Source organism: Bacillus sp. NPDC094064 (genome assembly GCF_050279585.1).
GTDB lineage: Bacteria > Bacillota > Bacilli > Bacillales > Bacillaceae_G > Bacillus_A.
This window is the reverse complement of sequence record NZ_JBNNUI010000004.1, coordinates 270079-288619: the sequence shown is the minus strand read 5'-3', so window position 1 is coordinate 288619 and position 18541 is coordinate 270079. Positions and strand designations below refer to the sequence as shown.

Genomic DNA, 18541 nt, shown 5'->3' with positions numbered 1-18541 from the left:
TTTGATAATTTTCAGAAAAGTTTTAATTTTATAAGATAAGAAAGTAGATTTGTAGCCTAATAGCTTCGGAAATTTATGTTATGCAATAACTACAGATATAAATAAATTTAGATGGGGGAACTTGTATGAAGAGAGGGAAATTTGGGAGGGTTCTTACAGGAACGTTAGTTGCTGGTATGCTATTGTCACAAGGTGTTCCGTATAATGTATTGGCAGAAAGCGCGGTTGAACTGAAGCCAGTTGATAATGCGGAACAGGTACTAATGAATCTGTCTTCAGAACAAAGAAAGGCGTTGGAACAGTTAGATGTAAGTCCTAATTTTACGATTTCACCTGATATTGACTCTAATAGTTCTGAATTAGTTAACGTTATCGTGGAGTTCAATCAGGCTCCAGCAAAAATTGAAGTGATGAAACAAGCGGCGAAAGGGAAGAAAATAGCTGCTACTACTGCGCAAGCAAAAGTGGATGAAGAACATAAAGTGTTTAAGCAACATATCGAATCTTTAAAATCGAAGAAGGATGCTAGCACGTACGATATGAAAAAAGTGGAAATCACACGTGAATATAAAAATGCGATTAACGGCGTAGCGATGACGTTACCGGGTGTGGCAGTGCAAGAGTTGATCGAATCTGGAGTCGTAAAACGCGTCTTTAAAGATTACGAGGTAAAAGTGGAACCTCCGGTAGAAACGAAAGAAACGGTTGATCCGAAAATGGCGGACAGCATTCCACAAATTGGCGTGGACAAGCTTCATGCAGAAAATATTATGGGTAAAGGAATTAAAGTTGGCGTTCTTGATACAGGTGTGGACTACAATCATCCTGACTTAAAAGATGCTTATAAAGGTGGGTATGATTTTGTAGATAACGATGCAGATCCGATGGAAACGACGTACGAGGATTGGATAAAAGCTGGTAAGCCACAATATCCAGGCTTAGTGTACTATACAAACCATGGTACACATGTAGCGGGGACAATTGCAGCTCAAAAGAAAAACAATGCAGATTACGCTGTAAAAGGTGTAGCACCTGAAGTTGACCTATATTCTTACAGAGTATTAGGCCCTTGGGGCGGAGGGAATTCTGCGGGAATCCTTGCTGGAATCGATAAAGCAATTGCAGATGGTATGGATGTCATCAACATGTCGCTAGGTGCGCAGACGAACGATCCGTTATATGCCACTTCTGTTGCAGTAAATAACGCCATGCTTTCAGGTGTGGTGACAGTTGTTGCTGCAGGTAACGCCGGGCCAAACGAAAAAACACTAGGTTCCCCGGGAACGGCAGCTCTTGGTATTTCAGTAGGGGCAAGTGATGCTGCCATGTCTATTCCTACATTCAGCGGGAGTGTATCTAACGAAAAGTTTGAAAATATGCAGCTATTAGGTAAAGATTTTCCTGATAAGTTAGAAGATTTAGAGGGACAATCGTTACCAATTGTATTTGCGGGACTTGGTAAACCAGCTGATTTTACGGGGAAAGATCTTAACGGAAAAATTGCGTTAATTCAGCGCGGAGAAATTACGTTTGATGAAAAAATTAAAAATGCAAAAAATGCTGGAGCAAAAGCGGTTATCGTATATAACAATGTCGACGGACAAATATCTGCCTACTTAGGTGAAGGAGTAGGTCTTATTCCATCTTTCCGTCTGTCAAAAGCGGATGGAGAACGGTTAAAAGGACTAGGTGAAGTATCTTTCAAATTCGAAACGCTGAGCAATACAAAAACGGAAGGTGATCACTTAGCTGATTTCAGCTCACGTGGACCAGTAAACGGAAATTATGACATTAAGCCGGATGTAGTCGCTCCGGGTGTGTCGGTTTTCTCTACTGCACCGGAATACATCAATGATCCGCAGGACGGCATAAATTACGGCAATGCATATGTACGCTTGTCTGGTACTTCTATGGCGTCTCCTCACGTAGCGGGTACAGCTGCATTGATTTTGCAGGAGCATCCAGAATACACACCTTTCGATGTAAAAGCGGCTCTTATGAATACATCGGATGATTTGAATGGCCAGAACTCCGTATACGAAGTAGGTGCGGGGCGCATTGATGCGTATCAAGCTGTTCATACGGATACATCTATCAAAGTATTGGACAAAACAAAAAATATTGAGAACGGAAATGTTGTTGAAATTGACGAACAAACAGGTTCTATTATGTTTGGCAGACATTTTAAGCAAGATGATAAACCAATTGAAGCAAGCAAAAAAGTAAATGTCCAAAACAACGGTAAAGAAGAAAAATCCTTTAAAGTAGAAGTAGAGTATCACGGTGAACGTACAGGCATTCAAGATGCAGTGAAGAATGGAATACAAGTTGAGGTGCCTGCATCTCTTACAGTGGCAAGCGGACAATCGCAGGAGCTGCAGCCAAAAATTACGATTCCTTCTAGTGCAGCGAAAGGCAGGTATGAAGGATATATTCATGTAACGAATGCGAACAATCCATCCGAAACATATCAAATCCCATTCGCTGTCATGGTGACAGAAAAGGGATTTGAATATATAAAAACGAGTACACCATCCGTAACGAATAATACACCTTTCTGGGATCTTTTAAACACTACGGTCCACGGCATAATGAAGTTGAATAGTCCGATGCAAACAATCGATGTGCTTGTTAAGGACAGTAAGACAGGGAAAGCTGTAGGTTTTGTAGGAACAGCGAACACTAGTAAGTTGCAAACGGACAAAGAAACTTTTCTTGTAGGAGCATTCAATGGTATTGTCTATCCATTTACAAATGATCCTTCCAAGCCGATTAGTGATATTCCTGTGAAGCTTCCAGCAGGCGATTATATACTGGAAACGATTGGGCACGATGAGGAAGGAAAATCATATGTTGCACATAATCCGCTTATTTTGGACAATACAGCACCGGAAGTGAACATGGATAAAAAACCGGGTGTGATTGAAGTGAATGACTCCATGTTTACGGAAGAAGATGGAAAGAAAGCAGTATGGGTGCATGGAACGGCTAAGGATGCGACAGTGGATCTATTGAAGTCCAAAGGCTTGAACGTTGATCAATCATCCAACACCATGGAGTACTATGCAAACTCTGGAATGGTAGGTGGAAGCTTCCCAATCCAAGCAAATGGAGATGTGAAATTCGGTATTGAGGCAAATGATATTGCAAAAAAACCTCTAAATTTGACTTTGAATACGTTTGATATTGCAACGACATTTAATAAGCAAAGCTATGTCTTCGTAAAAGAAGGTACGGAATATACGACTTCTAGTTATGATAAGAAAGACGTAAGAGTCGGCGATACAGTTACGATGACACTTAGTCTCAATAATGTGAAGCAATTTGTATCTGGGGAATTCCAGGTCGAATTCATGAACGATTTATATAAGTTTGAGAATGTGAAATTGAACAATGCGGTAAATGAGTACGCGAAAGAAAATGGCTTGGAAGTATCGCTGCAAGAACCTGTGGTGAAAGAAGGAACTAACACCAATACGGTGAAAGTCGGCGCATCTATGAAAGGGAATGCATTTAACGGTATGGACGGTGATATGCCTTTCCTTGATGTAACGCTCAAATTAGTAAGTGATGCATATTACAATAATGCTACCAAATTTAATGTACCACAGGCGTCTTATATGAAAGCGGGACAAACAGCTGCTACTGCCATTTCTTATTTAAATACGGAGAGCTTTAACATCATTCCAACGCATTCGAGAGTGCTGGGTCCTATCAAGCCAGAAGCATTCTTGACAGCAAGCGGTTCTTTGAAATCAGGAGATTATACAAAAATAGGTGCCGAAGTATATGTGCTGTCCCCAAAAGGTAAAAAATATAAGGGAACAATTGATAGTAAAGGGGCATATACGATTAATGGTATCCCAGCTTCTACTGAAGCACACACAGTTGTTGTCGATGTTCCGGGACATCTGAAAGCGATGAATAAATTTATTCCTGGATATTCTGTAAACGGTGAGGTGCGCGGGCAATATTTCAGATTAGGCACTAAAGGTCTTGCAGGAGATGTGAATGGTGACAGATTGATTGATATTCGAGATATGCAAAGCGTAGTTGATGTATACGGTAAAAAGGATGCATCCATCTTGCCGCAAGATCTCAATCAAGACGGTGTCGTAGATGAGACAGATGTCCGCTTTATTGAGAAAAACTTCTTGCAAAAAGAAGTCGATGTTCCAGAAGTGGTTAAGCCGAAAGAAACAATCGGTAAAAAAGGTCTGGCAGACTTCCTGCGTCAGATTGGTTTAGAGCCGAAATCAAAGTAATAGAGTGAAACTTCTATTAGTGGGGGATTTTCTTCATCCCTCACTAATGATTTCTCACTTAATCTAATGATAGATTGTATCTACTATATTTTTATACAAAGTAAGATCAATAGCTTTAAAGGTTACTTCTTTTGTTTGATTTTCAGAATGGCATCTTAGTTTACTAGTTTCACGGATTGTTTGTAAAACAATTATATGAAGAAAAGAGGATGAGCTATGAAGAGAAGAAAAAGTGGGAAGCTTCTTATAGGAACGTTAGCTGTGGGTATGCTATTGTCACAGGGTATTCCGTATAACGTATTGGCAGAAAGTCCGGCTGAACTGAAGTCAGTTGATAATGTGGAGACAGTCCTGAAGGGCCTATCGGCAGAACAAAGAAAGGCTTTAGAGCAATTGGATGCAAATCCTAACTTTACGATTTCACCTGATATTGATACGAATAGTTCTAAATTAGTTAACGTTATCGTGGAATTCAAGCAGGCTCCGGCGAAAATTGAAGTGATGAAACAAGCGGCGAAAGGAAAGAAAATAGCTGCTACTACTGCGCAAGCAAAAGTGGATGAAGAGCATAAAGTGTTCAAACAACATGTCGAATCTTTAAAATCGAAGAAAGATGTTGGCATTTACGATACGAAAAAAATGGAAATCACACGCGAATATAAAAATGCAATCAACGGTGTAGCGATGACTTTACCTGGTGTGGCTGTGCAGGAGTTGGTCCAATCTGGAGTAGTAAACCGTGTTTTTAAAGACTATGAGGTAAAAGTGGAACCTCCAGTAGAAACGAAAGAAACAATTGATCCGAAAATGGCGGACAGTATTCCGCAAATTGGTGTGGACAAGCTTCATGCAGAAAACATTACAGGTAAAGGGATTAAAGTCGGCGTTCTTGATACAGGTGTTGACTATAATCATCCAGATTTAAAAGATGCTTATAAAGGCGGATATGATTTTGTAGATAACGATGCAGATCCAATGGAAACGACCTACGCTGATTGGATAAAAGCTGGTAAGCCACAATCTCCAGGCTTAGTGTACTATACAAACCATGGTACACATGTAGCAGGAACAATTGCAGCCCAAAAGAAAAACAATACAGATTACGCTGTAAAAGGTGTGGCACCTGATGTAGATTTATATGCTTATAGAGTACTAGGACCATGGGGCGGAGGAAATACAGCGGGAATCCTTGCTGGGATGGATAAAGCAATTGCGGATGGTATGGATGTCATCAACATGTCACTAGGTGCGCAGAAAAATGATCCGCTATATGCTACTTCTGTCGCAGTAAATAACGCCATGCTTTCAGGTGTGGTGACAGTTGTTGCCGCAGGTAACGCTGGACCAAACGAAAAAACACTCGGTTCTCCTGGAACGGCGGCTCTTGGTATTTCAGTAGGGGCAAGTGATGCTGCCATGTCTATTCCTACATTCAGCGGGAGTGCATCTAATGAAAAATTTGAAGGTATGCAGCTATTAGGTAAAGATTTTCCTGATAAGTTAGAAGATCTTGGGGGACAATCCTTCCCGATTGTATTTGCAGGACTTGGTAAAGAAGCTGATTTTACAGGTAAAGATTTAAACGGAAAAATTGCGCTGATTCAGCGCGGGGAAATTACGTTTGATGAAAAAATTAAAAATGCTAAAAAAGCTGGAGCGAAAGCGGTTATCGTGTATAACAATGCTGACGGACAAATATCTGCCTACTTAGGTGAAGGAGTAGGTCTTATTCCATCCTTCCGCCTGTCAAAAGCAGATGGTGAACGGTTAAAGGCACTAGGTGAAGTATCTTTCAAATTCGAAACATTGAGCAATACAAAAACGGAAGGTGATCACTTAGCTGATTTCAGCTCACGCGGACCGGTAAACGGAAATTATGACATTAAGCCAGATGTAGTCGCTCCTGGTGTGTCGGTTTTCTCTACCGCACCGGAATATATTAACGATCCGCAGGACGGCATAAATTACGGCAATGCATATGTACGCTTGTCTGGTACTTCTATGGCTACTCCTCACGTAGCGGGTACAGTAGCATTGATCCTGCAGCAGCATCCAGAATACACACCTTTCGATGTAAAAGCGGCTCTTATGAATACATCTGATGATTTGAATGGCCAGAATTCTGTATACGAAGTAGGCGCAGGGCGCATCGATGCATATGAAGCTGTTCATACGGACACATCCATTAAAGTATTAGACAAAACACAAAATGTCGAGAACGGCAAGGTTGTCGAAATTGACGAACAAACAGGTTCCATCGTGTTTGGCAGACATGTTAAGCAAGATGATAAACCAATTGAAGCGAGCAAAAAGGTGGTTGTCCAGAACAATAGTAAAGACGAAAAATCCTTTAAAGTAGAAGTGGAGTATCACGGTGAGCGTACAGGCATTCAAGATGCAGTAAAGAACGGTATACAAGTTGAGGTGCCGGCGTCCCTTACAGTGGGAAGCGGACAATCACAGGAACTACAGCCGAAAATTACGATTCCTGCTAGCGCAGCGAAAGGCAGATACGAAGGATATATTCATGTAACGAATGCGAACAATCCGGCTGAAACATATCAAATCCCGTTCGCTGTCATGGTGACGGAAAAGGGATTTGAATATTTAAAAACGACTTCACCAGCCGTAACAAATAATACACCTTTCTGGCTATATTTAGCCCCTCCTGTGGTTCACGGAATAATGAAGATGAATAGCTCAATGCAAACAATCGATGTGCTTGTTAAGGATAGTAAAACAGGGAAAGCTGTAGGTTTTATAGGAACAGCGAATACTAGTAAATTAATGACAGACGTAGAAACTTATCTTATGAATGCATTCGGCGGTACTGTCTATCCATTTACAAATGATCCTTCCAAGCCGATTAGCGATCTTCCTGTGAAGCTTCCAGCAGGCGATTATATACTGGAAACGATTGGGCACGATGAGGAAGGGAAATCATATGTTGTAGACAATCCGCTTATTGTGGACAATACAGCACCAGAAGTGAACATGGATAAAAAACCGGGTGTAATTGAGGTTAATGACTCCATGTTTACAGTAGAGGATGGACAAAAAGCGGTATGGCTGCATGGAACAGCTAAAGATTCCACAGTAGATGTATTGAAATCGAAAGGTTTAAACTATGATCAGTCTTCCAACAGCATGGCTTACGCTGTAAATCCTATGTTCATAGATGATGGGTATTTTCCGATTCAACCGAATGGAGATGTAAAATTCGGAATTGAAGAAAGTGATATTGCAACAAAACCGTTACAATTGAAGTTGACTACGTTTGATATTGCAACGGCAGTTGATACACAAAAATATGTCTTTGTGAAAGAAGGTACGGAATATACGACTTCTAGTTACGATAAGAAGGATGTAAAAATTGACGATACAGTTACGATGACACTGAGCCTCAATAATGTAAAGCAGCTTGTATCTGGAGAATTCCAAGTCGAATTTAGCAAAGATTTTTTCAAGTTTGAGAATGTGAAGCTGAACAATGCGGCAAACGAGTACGCGAAGGAAAAAGGCTTGGAAGTATCACTGCAAGAACCTGTGGTGACAGAAGGAACTTTCAAGAATACGGTGAAAGTTGGCGCATCTATGAAAGGGAATGCATTTAGCGGTATGGACGGCGATATGCCTTTCCTTGATGTAACATTCAAATTAGTAAGTGATGCAGATTTCGATAATGATATTAAATTTGATGTAAAGCAGGCGTCTTATATGAAAGCAGGACAAACAGCAGCTACTGCCATTCCCAATTTCAGTACGGAAAGCTTTAAAGTCATTCCAACGCATTCGAGAGTACAGGGTTCTATCTGGCCGGAAGCATTTTTGAATCGGGATGGGAGCTATGAATATTTGAGAAAAGTGGATTATACAAAAGTCGGTGCTCAAATATATGCGATGTCTCCAAAAGGGAAAAAATATCAGGGAACAATTGATGATAAAGGACGATACGTCATTAACGGTATCCCAGCTTCTACTGAAGCATACACAGTTGTTTTAGATGTTCCGGGACATCTTAAAGCGATGAAGAAGTTTATTCCTGGATATCCTGTAAACGGTGAGATGCGCGGACAACATTTTACATTCGGTGCTTCTTCTCTGAAAAATCTTGCAGGGGACGTGAATGGTGATAGATTGATTGACATTCGCGATATGCAAAGTGTAGTTGAAGCATACGGCAAGAAAGATGCATCTATCTTGCCACAAGATCTCAACCAAGACGGTGTCGTAGACGAGACAGATGTCCGCTTCATTGAGAAAAACTTCTTGCAAAAAGAAGTCGGTGTCCCAGAAGTAGTTAAACCGAAAGAAACAATTGGTAAAAAAGGACTGGCAGATTTCTTACGTCAGATCGGTTTGGCGCCAAAATCAAAGTAATGCAGTGAAACTTCCATTAGTGGGGCCTTTCTTCATTCCCCACTAATGATTCCTCACTTAATCTAATGATAGATTTTATCCGCTATATCTTTACAAAAAGTGAGATCAATAGCTTTAAAGATTACTTCTTTTGTTTGATTTTCAGAATGGCATCTTAGTTACTAGCTTCACAGATTGTTTGTAAAACAATTATATGAGGAAAAGAGGATGAGCTATGAAGAGAAGAAAAAAAGGGAAGCTTCTTATAGGAACGTTAGCTGTAGGCATGCTATTGTCACAAGGTATTCCATATAACGTATTGGCAGAAAGTCCGGTTGAACTGAATCCAGTTGATAATGTGGAGAAAATCTTGACGAACCTGTCGGCAGATCAAAGAAAGGCTTTAGAGCAATTAGATGTAAACCCTAACTTTACAATTTCGCCTGATATTGATGCTAGTAGTCCTGAACTAGTCAAAGTTATCGTGGAATTCAATCAGGCGCCAGCGAAAATTGAAGTGATGAAACAAGCGGCGAAAGGAAAGAAAATCGCTGCTACTACTGCGCAAGCAAAAGTGGATGAAGAACATAAAGTGTTTAAGCAACATGTCGAATCTTTAAAATCGAAGAAGGACGCTGGCACTTATGATACGCAAAAAGTGGAAATCACACGCGAATATAAGAATGCAATCAACGGTGTAGCGATGACTCTACCTGGTGTTGCAGTGCAAGAGCTGATCCAATCTGGAGTCGTAAAACGTGTTTATAAAGATTACGAGGTAAAAGTGGAACCGCCGGTAGAAACGAAGGAAACAATCAATCCGAAAATGGCAGACAGCATCCCGCAAATTGGTGTGGACAAGCTTCATGCAGAAAATATTATGGGTAAAGGGGTTAAAGTCGGCGTTCTTGATACAGGTGTTGACTACAATCATCCTGACTTAAAAGGTGCCTATAAAGGCGGATATGATTTTGTTGATAACGATGCAGATCCGATGGAAACAACATACGAGGATTGGATAAAAGCTGGTAAGCCAGAATATCCTGGCTATAAGTATTACACAAATCATGGTACACATGTAGCGGGGACGATTGCAGCTCAAAAGAAAAATAACGCGGATTATGCTGTGAAAGGTGTAGCACCTGAAGTAGATTTATATGCTTACAGAGTACTAGGCCCTTGGGGAGCAGGATCTACAGAAGGAATTCTTGCTGGAATCGATAAAGCGATTGCAGATGGTATGGACGTTATCAACATGTCGCTAGGTGCGCAGACGAACAATCCGCTATACGCTACTTCTGTCGCAGTAAATAACGCCATGCTTTCAGGTGTGGTAACAGTTGTTGCTGCAGGTAACGCCGGGCCAAACGAAAAAACACTCGGTTCCCCGGGAACGGCAGCTCTTGGTATTTCAGTAGGAGCAAGTGATGCTGCCATGTCTATTCCTACATTCAGCGGGAGTGCTGCGAACGAAAAGTTTGAAGGTATGCAGCTATTAGGTAAAGATTTTCCTGATAAGTTAGAAGATTTCGAAGGACAATCCTTACCGGTTGTATTTGCAGGACTTGGTAAAGAAGCAGATTTTACTGGAAAAGACCTCAATGGAAAAATTGCGTTGATTCAGCGCGGGGAAATAACGTTTGATGAAAAAATCAAAAACGCCAAAAAAGCCGGAGCGAAGGCTGCTATCGTGTATAACAATGTAGACGGACAAATATCTGCCTACTTAGGTGAGGGGGTAGGTCTTCTTCCATCTTTCCGCCTGTCAAAAGCGGATGGCGAACGGTTAAAAGGACTAGGTGAAGTATCTTTCAAATTCGAAACGCTGAGCAATACAAAAACGGAAGGCGATCACTTAGCTGATTTTAGTTCACGTGGACCGGTAGAAGGAAACTACGATATTAAGCCAGATGTAGTCGCTCCGGGTGTGTCTGTTTTCTCTACTGCACCGGAATATATTAATGATCCACAGGACGGCGTAAATTACAGCAATGCATATGTACGCTTGTCTGGTACTTCTATGGCTACTCCTCACGTAGCGGGTACAGTAGCATTGATCCTGCAGGAGCATCCGGAATATACACCATTTGATGTAAAAGCGGCTCTTATGAATACATCTGATGATTTGAATGGGGACTATTCCGTATACGAGGCGGGTGCTGGGCGCATTGATGCGTATGAAGCCGTTCATACGGACACATCCATTAAAGTATTAGACAAAACACAAAATGTCGAGAATGGAAATGTTGTCGAAATTGATGAACAAACAGGTTCTATCGTGTTTGGCAGACATGTTAGGCAAGGGGATAAACCGATTGAAGCGAGCAAAAAAGTAAATGTCCAAAACAACGGCAAAGAAGAAAAATCATTTAAAGTAGAAGTAGAGTATCACGGCGAACGTACAGGTATTCAAGATGCGGTGAAGAACGGTGTACAAGTTGAGGTGCCGGCATCTCTTACAGTAGCAAGTGGAAAATCACAGGAGCTACAGCCGAAAATCACGGTTCCTTCTAGCGCCGCGGCAGGCAGATACGAAGGATATATTCATGTAACGAATGCGAACAATCCGGCCGAAACGTATCAAATTCCGTTCGCCGTCATGGTGACGGAAAAGGGATTTGCCTATATGGAAACGGAACGACCATCAGTAACAAATAATACGCCTTTCTGGCAATACATGAGGCCATTCATCTTTGGACTCATGAAGTTGAATAGCCCAATGGAAACAATCGATATCGTTGTCAAAGACAGCAAATCGGGGAAAGCTGTAGGATTGACTGGAACGATAGACGCCAGCAATATGATGACAGATATAGATTATGCTGGAATAGTATTCAATAGCTATGTCTATCCATTTACAAATGATCCTTCCAAGCCAATCGGAGATGTCCCTGTAAAACTTCCAGAAGGAGACTATACAATTGAAATGATCGGGCATGATGAGGAAGGAAAATCATATGTGGTAGGCAAACCGATGATCGTGGATAATACAGCACCAGAAGTAAACATGGATAAAAAACCAGGTATAATCGAGATTAACGACTCCATGTTTACAGTAGAGGATGGACAAAAAGCGGTATGGCTCCATGGAACAGCTAAAGATTACACAATAGATGTATTACAATCGAAAGGCTTAAACTATGATCAATCTTCCAATACAATGGCTTACTATTTAGAGTCTGGATTTATAGGTGGATTCTTCCCGATACAAGCAAACGGAGATGTGAAATTTGGTATTGAGGAAAGCGACATTGCAACAAAACCTTTAAGTTTGAAGTTGACTACGTTTGATATCGCAACGGCAGTTGGTAGACAAAACTATATCTTCATGAAAGAAGGTACAGAGTATACGACTTCTAGTTACGATAAGAAGGATTTAAAAGTCGGCGATCCTGTAACAATGACACTGAGCTTGAATAATGTAAAGCAGCTTGTATCTGGGGAATTCCAGGTAGAGTTCATCAAAGATTTGTTTAAGTTTGAAAATGTGAAGCTGAACAATGCGGCAAACGAGTATGCGAAGGAAAAGGGCTTGGAAGTATCACTGCAAGAGCCTGTAGTGACGGAAGGAAATTACTTTAGTACGGTGAAAGTCGGTGCATCTATGACAGGGGATACGTTCAGCGGTATGGACGGAGATATGCCTTTCCTTGATGTTACGTTCAAAGCAGTACATGATGAATGGTATAGTGACCCTATCTTTATGGATGTAAAACAGGTATCTTATATGAAAGCGGGGCAAACAGCCGCTACTGCTATTCCTTTTTACAACACGGAAAATGTAAACATCATTACGAAGCATTCAAGTGTGTCAGGTTATATTGGGCCGGAAGCCTTTTTGACAGAAGGCGGTTATTTGAAAAAGGGAGACTATACAAAAATTGGTGCCCAAGTATATGCGCTGTCTCCAAGCGGTAAAAAATATAAGGGAACCATTGATACAAAAGGAAAATATCGTATCGATGGTATCCCGGCTTCTGATGAAGTATTCACAGTTGTTGCCGAGGTTCCGGGACATTTTAAAGCAATGAGGAATTTTATTCCTGGATATTTTGTAAACGGTGAACAGCGTGGGCAAAACTTTAATTTTGCTTCCCTAAAAGGTCGTGCAGGGGACGTGAATGGTGATAGATTGATTGACATTCGCGATATACAAAGTGTAGTCGATGTATATGGTAAGAAGGATGCATCTATCGTGCCGCAAGACATCAATCAAGACGGTGTCGTAGATGAGACAGATGTCCGGTTCGTTGAGAAAAACTTCTTGCAAAAAGAAGTCGGCGTCCCAGAAGTAGTTAAACCAAAAGAAACAATCGGTAAAAAAGGCCTGGCAGATTTCTTACGTCAGATCGGTCTAGAACCGAAGAAATAAAATAGGGTGACCTAGGAGTGGTTGTTGATAAAAGAGGGGGGAATTTCATCTTCTGCAAATATCGATAGTCGCTCTTAAATAAAACACTAAGTTCTTTATTAAGAACTTAGTGGCTATCTAAAAGGCATCAAATAAGGAAATAATTCGTTTTTACTTCATATGGGCTTATCAGCTTTTGAGTGGTTTAAATATTATAAAAATAGGGGGATTATTAAAATGAGTCTTAAGAAAAAAATTGGTATGGGTGTTGTATCTGCAGCTCTTGGTTTATCTTTAATCGGAGGCGGAACGTTTGCGTACTTTAGTGATAAAGAAGTATCAGAAAACACGTTTGCGGCTGGTACGTTAGATTTGAGCATTGATCCACAAGTTATCATCGATGTTGACAAAATCAAACCAGGTGATCAAATAGAACGTGATTTCCACTTAATCAACAGCGGTACTTTGAAAATTAAGGACGTTCATCTTCTTACTGATTACACTGTAATAGATGCAAAAGGTGATAATGGAAATGCTGATTTCGGTGATCATGTCAAAGTAGAGTTTTTATGGAACATAGACAAAAATACAGTTCCTGTATGGGAAACTACTTTGTCTGAATTGAAAAAGGCCACTGCTGATGGCAGCTTTCCTGATCTTGTAGAAAAAGGTGTCGTAAACTGGGAAGGAAACGGACTTGCTCCGGGCAAGGATGACAGTTTCTATGTGAAATTCATATTTGAAGATAATGGAGAAGATCAAAACGTATTCCAAGGAGATACATTGAAATTGAACTGGACGTTTAATGCGAACCAAACAAAAGGTAAAGAAAAATAAGTTCAAATTTTATTTATTATATTTATGTACCAAATGAACCGCTAAATAAAAACGCAATGTAAAAAGAGGTCACACTTCGAAAGGTGGCCTCTTTTTATATTGTGAATTGATGATACATAAGCTGAGTTTAAGCTAGCATTTCCGTTTTTCGACTTTGAATCGCATCATCATAATGCATGAGTAAATCATTGAAAATTTCATCCCAGCTTTGTGTAGCGGCATAGGATTGAGCATCTTGGCTCATTTGTTTACGTGTTTCTTCATTATTTAACAAGTTATAAATAGATGATAAAAATGAGTCTTCATTTTTAGGTTCACATAGAACTCCCGTTTTTCCATCTTTAATAATATTTTTAACCCCGCCACTATTTGCACCAATGACAGGTGTGCCACATGCAAGGGATTCAAGTACAACATTTCCAAAGGTCTCAGTAGATGATGGAAATACCATTAGATCAGAAGAAGCATAGGATTCAGCTAAATCCTCACCTTGTAAATAGCCAGTAAAGGTTACATTTGTTTGCGGAACAGCTTCACGTAAATTTGGTGCTAGAGGACCATCTCCAGCGATGAGCCAATGAATATCGTCACGTTCTTTGTTTGTCGTTTGAATAAGTGTTTGAAGAGTGTCGATATCTTTTTCAGGAGCAATTCTTCCAACGTAGGAAAGAACGTACTTCGCTGTAATATTATATTTTTTTCGGAATAGGTCTGTATTGTAAGATGGATGAAAGATTGTGCAATCTACCCCGCGTCCCCATATAGAGAGAGCCTGAAAGCCTTTATTTTTTAATTGATGTAATGTTTCAGAGGATGGAACGAAATTTTTTTGCATATGACTATGAAACCATTTTAAATAGTTCCAAAGCATATTGGAGAGAAATTCGATTTTGTAATAGCGTAAATAGGCGTCAAAATCAGTATGATAAGAACCGACAACCGGGATGTTCAACTTTTTTGCGTAATATAACCCACAAAGTCCCATGTTGAAAGGTGTGGCAATGTGAATCATATCAGGTTTAAAGGCAAGAAGTTCCCGCTTAATGCGCGGAGTAGGAAAAGAAAAGCGACATTCTGGATATAATATTGTTAACGGGATACTTCTCATTTTGTTCACATTCGCTACGAAATTATCTTCAGCCGTATGCTGAGGGGCGAAAACAGAGTAGGCGATATTTTCTTTCTGAAAATATCGTGTTAACCGCTCTAACGTTTTCGCAACCCCGTTCACTTGTGGTGTAAAAGTATCGGTAAATATGGCGACTCTCATCATATCGCTCCTTTATGTGAAAAGTGGGATGAATTGATAATAAGAGACAATGCCAGAGCAAGTGCCGAGGCACATACCGACGAATACATCTGACGGATAATGAAGTCCTAAATAAATACGAGAAATACCGATGCATAGTGCTAGCGGTAATAGAAAAACGAGTAAGCTTGGATTATAGCAAATAAAAGGAATGAAGACCGAGAAAACAGCCGTTGTATGACCAGACGGGAAAGAGTGATCTTTCAATGGATGGACTGGATATTTCGCATCTTGAATTGTTAAATAAGGACGTTTTCGTGGATACCATCTTTTTAATATTTGCACTGGAATATGGCTAATTGCTAACGAAATAGCAGTTGCAATTGCAGCTTGGTGCAAAGTTCCATCTGCGAAAATTAAAAAGAACAGTGTGAGTGCGATGGAGAAAGTCGCGCCACCGATATGAGTAATATTGCTGAAAAAGATATTTAACGTTTTTTGATCAAAGTATCGGTTAATTCCTTTGAAAATGTAACATTCTATTTTATACAGTCCACTGGCCTTCATGAAAATTCTCCTCCCTCGTTTACATATATATGGAGATATTAGCTTTTATTTTAATAAGATTTTGTTGAGGGAGTAATAATGTTTTGTAAAGAAAAAGTTAGATTTTATAAAAAAAGCTGCCAGTATTATGGCAGCGATAAAATCATTTTTGCAGTGATTTATAATATTGACCTTTTTCAACATATTGTGTGCGAATACGCTCCATGTCTTTACGGTCTTCTTCTGTTAATTCACGAACGACTTTCGCTGGACGACCGAAAGCTAATGTGTTTGGCGGGATTTTCTTTCCTTGTGAAACGAGGCTCCCAGCACCGATAAAGGCTCCTTCGCCAATTTCAGCACCATCTAATATAATAGAGCCCATTCCAATTAAAGCATCTTTTTTAATATGACAGCTATGTAAAATAACTTGATGCCCAACTGTAACGTCATCTTCTAAAATAAGAGGATACTGTGGGCTTTGATGAAGTGTACATTGGTCTTGTACATTTACCCGGTCTCCGATGATTGTTGGTGATACATCACCTCGGATGACTGTATTAAACCAAATACTTGCTTCCTCACCAATTGTCACATCACCTGTAATGGTTACGTAGTCAGCGATAAAAGCACTACTCGAAATTTTCGGATTTTTTTCTTTGTAAGGATATATCATGTAAAGCCTTCCTTTCCTAGAGACTAGTTTAAGTGTATCAAATTATGAAAAAGAGTGAAATGGAGGAGGTCCGTATGTGGAATTATGAAGCAGAGGAAGCGAAAGCTGTATTCGTTATTGTGCACGGCGCTATGGAGTATCACGGACGTTACGAAGCAGTCGCGGAAATGTGGAATCATATCGGCTATCATGTCGTGATGGGGGACCTTCCGTCACATGGAACGACCTCAAGAAATAGAGGACATATTGCTTCATTTGATGAATATATAGAGGAAGTTAAAGTATGGGTGAAAGAAGCAAGAAAGTATCGATTACCCATTTTTCTATTCGGTCATAGTATGGGTGGCCTTATCGTTATTCGTATGATGCAAGAAACGAAGAGAGAGGATATAGATGGTATTGTTTTAAGTTCGCCATGTTTAGGTGTATTAGCTTCACCTGCTACTCCGCTTCGAGCTGCGTCAAAAATATTAAACATCGTTGCTCCAAAATTGCAATTTGCAACGAATCTTACGGTGGAAATGTCAACACGCAATCATGAAGTGAGAGATGCGATGGAGAATGATTCGTTGTTCTTGCGCAAAGTGTCAGTACGTTGGTATAGTGAATTAATTAAGTCTATTGAAATTGCTCATAAAAAAATAGGCGATTTTCCAGATGTTCCACTCTTGCTAATGCAAGCATGTGAGGATAAACTTGTAGATAAAACACGTGTCCGCACCTGGTTTGATAATGTTAAAATAAGTGATAAGGCATATAAAGAATGGCCGAATTGTTATCATGAGTTATTAAATGAATATGAGCGTGATGAAATTTTGAATTATATTCAGGCATTTACTGAAATACGTATCCATAACATAATAGAAACAAATAAGTAAATTATTTGTACATTGAATAGAGGAGATGAAGGAAGAAGTGAACGTACCGAGTAATCCCATAACGCTCATGGCGAAAGTATACCGTGATGTGTTTCCGGTTGTACACCATGAGCTAGCGATGTGGAAAGAGCGTGCCTACCATATTCCGAATGATGAGCTTCATAGTCAGGCAATCGCAAGTATTGAGCATAAAACGTTTCATTGCGAGGGCGGTGGCATTTTAGCCTTGTTAGCGAATGAGCACCGAGAGGAATGTATTCGTTTTATCGTAGCGTATCAAACGATTAGCGACTATTTAGATAATTTATGTGATCGCAGTACATCACTTGACCCAAATGATTTTGCCGCGCTGCATGAATCGATGTTAATGGCATTATCACCTGAAGTAGAAGGTGGCGGTAATTATTATCGTTACCGTGATGATCAAGATGATGGTGGTTATTTAGATGAACTTGTTGAAACGTGCCAAGATGTTTTAAAGAAAACGAAGCATTATGACAAAATCGCTCCTGTTCTTCATGAACTTGCTTGTTATTACTGTGATTTGCAAATTCATAAACACGTGAAGTTAGAAGAAAGGGAACCACGCTTACAAACATGGTTTGAAGCACATAAAGAAAACTTACCTGAGATGAGTTGGTTTGAATTTTCAGCATGTGCCGGTTCTACGCTTGGAATCTTCTGTCTTGTAGCATATGCATTCCATGATGAATTACATGATGAAGATATTGCGAAAATTAGACAAGGATATTTCCCTTACGTACAAGGACTTCACATTTTACTTGATTATTTCATCGATCAAGAAGAAGACCGCGCCGGCGGGGACTTGAATTTCTGTAGTTATTATGAAAACGAGCAAGCTATATTAGATCGCATGAAACATTTTGTAGAAGAAGCAGAGAAGAGCATTGGTGATTTGCCTCATGCGAAGTTTCATCGTCTCATAAGCCGAGGATTACTTGGCATTTATTTATCAGATCAAAAAGTATCAGCACAAAAGAATATGCACAAAATGGCACGGCGAATCGTAAAATACGGAGGTCTCACTTCACGATTCTTCTACTGGAACGGGAAGATGTACCGAAAGAAAATGGCGCAGTGATGAAGAAAACCACTCTTATAGAGTGGTTTTTGTTATAATATGGTAAAGGTAGTGGCGGAAATGAAGCGATTGTTTCAAAAGCTATATGACCATATTGAAGTAACATTACTCGTGCTACTTTCCATTTCATTTGTAACTGGAATGTATATGATGATGAATAAAGCCGGCGGTCCTACAACGATGGATTATGTAGCTCAAGTTATCATTGCATTGATTATTACCGTAGATATTGTCTTTTTAATAAGTGGTAGAAAAAAAGAAAATAGTAAATAAAAAGC

10 protein-coding genes are annotated in these 18541 nt (G+C 40.0%); 7 read left to right on the top strand and 3 right to left on the bottom strand.

Features of this window, described 5'->3' with window-relative positions:
• The first annotated feature begins 125 nt into the window (after positions 1–125).
• From ACQKNI_RS12030 to ACQKNI_RS12015, 4 genes are all read left to right on the top strand, one after another.
• Positions 126–4265 (top strand): S8 family serine peptidase, encoded by a 4140-nt coding sequence (locus ACQKNI_RS12030; RefSeq protein ID WP_088232305.1) that lies wholly within the window; start codon positions 126–128, stop codon positions 4263–4265.
• 216 nt (positions 4266–4481) lie between these two features.
• A complete protein-coding gene (locus ACQKNI_RS12025; RefSeq protein ID WP_427282404.1) occupies positions 4482–8645 on the top strand; it encodes a S8 family serine peptidase in 4164 nt (1387 codons plus the stop codon).
• A 214-nt stretch (positions 8646–8859) separates the two neighbouring features.
• Positions 8860–12996 (top strand): S8 family serine peptidase, encoded by a 4137-nt coding sequence (locus tag ACQKNI_RS12020; RefSeq protein WP_427282403.1) that lies wholly within the window; start codon positions 8860–8862, stop codon positions 12994–12996.
• Positions 12997–13212: 216 nt separating this feature from the next.
• A complete protein-coding gene (locus ACQKNI_RS12015) occupies positions 13213–13812 on the top strand; it encodes a TasA family protein (RefSeq protein ID WP_088232302.1) in 600 nt (199 codons plus the stop codon).
• Between the two features lie 127 nt (positions 13813–13939).
• Here the strand turns inward: ACQKNI_RS12015 and ACQKNI_RS12010 are convergent, their stop codons facing one another.
• From ACQKNI_RS12010 to ACQKNI_RS12000, 3 genes are all read right to left on the bottom strand, one after another.
• Positions 13940–15082 (bottom strand): glycosyltransferase family 4 protein, encoded by a 1143-nt coding sequence (locus ACQKNI_RS12010; RefSeq protein ID WP_098252756.1) that lies wholly within the window; start codon positions 15080–15082, stop codon positions 13940–13942.
• 12 nt (positions 15083–15094) lie between these two features.
• Entirely contained in the window at positions 15095–15628 is a 534-nt protein-coding gene (locus ACQKNI_RS12005; protein WP_427282402.1) for a phosphatase PAP2 family protein, read from the bottom strand.
• A 142-nt stretch (positions 15629–15770) separates the two neighbouring features.
• Positions 15771–16283 (bottom strand): gamma carbonic anhydrase family protein, encoded by a 513-nt coding sequence (locus ACQKNI_RS12000; protein WP_088232299.1) that lies wholly within the window; start codon positions 16281–16283, stop codon positions 15771–15773.
• A gap of 74 nt (positions 16284–16357) precedes the next feature.
• On the opposite strand from ACQKNI_RS12000, the gene ACQKNI_RS11995 reads away from it, so the two are divergent.
• From ACQKNI_RS11995 to ACQKNI_RS11985, 3 genes are read left to right on the top strand one after another with little or no spacing between them, the layout of a single operon-like run.
• The gene (locus ACQKNI_RS11995) at positions 16358–17161 is read left to right on the top strand and encodes an alpha/beta hydrolase (RefSeq protein ID WP_088232298.1); all 804 of its coding nucleotides are present in this window, start codon (positions 16358–16360) and stop codon (positions 17159–17161) included.
• Between the two features lie 37 nt (positions 17162–17198).
• Positions 17199–18263: a tetraprenyl-beta-curcumene synthase family protein gene (locus ACQKNI_RS11990; RefSeq protein WP_140417465.1), complete on the top strand. Its 1065-nt coding sequence runs from the start codon at positions 17199–17201 to the stop codon at positions 18261–18263.
• A gap of 39 nt (positions 18264–18302) precedes the next feature.
• Positions 18303–18536, top strand: coding sequence for a hypothetical protein (locus ACQKNI_RS11985; RefSeq protein ID WP_140417464.1), 234 nt, complete (start codon positions 18303–18305; stop codon positions 18534–18536).
• Positions 18537–18541: the final 5 nt, after the last annotated feature.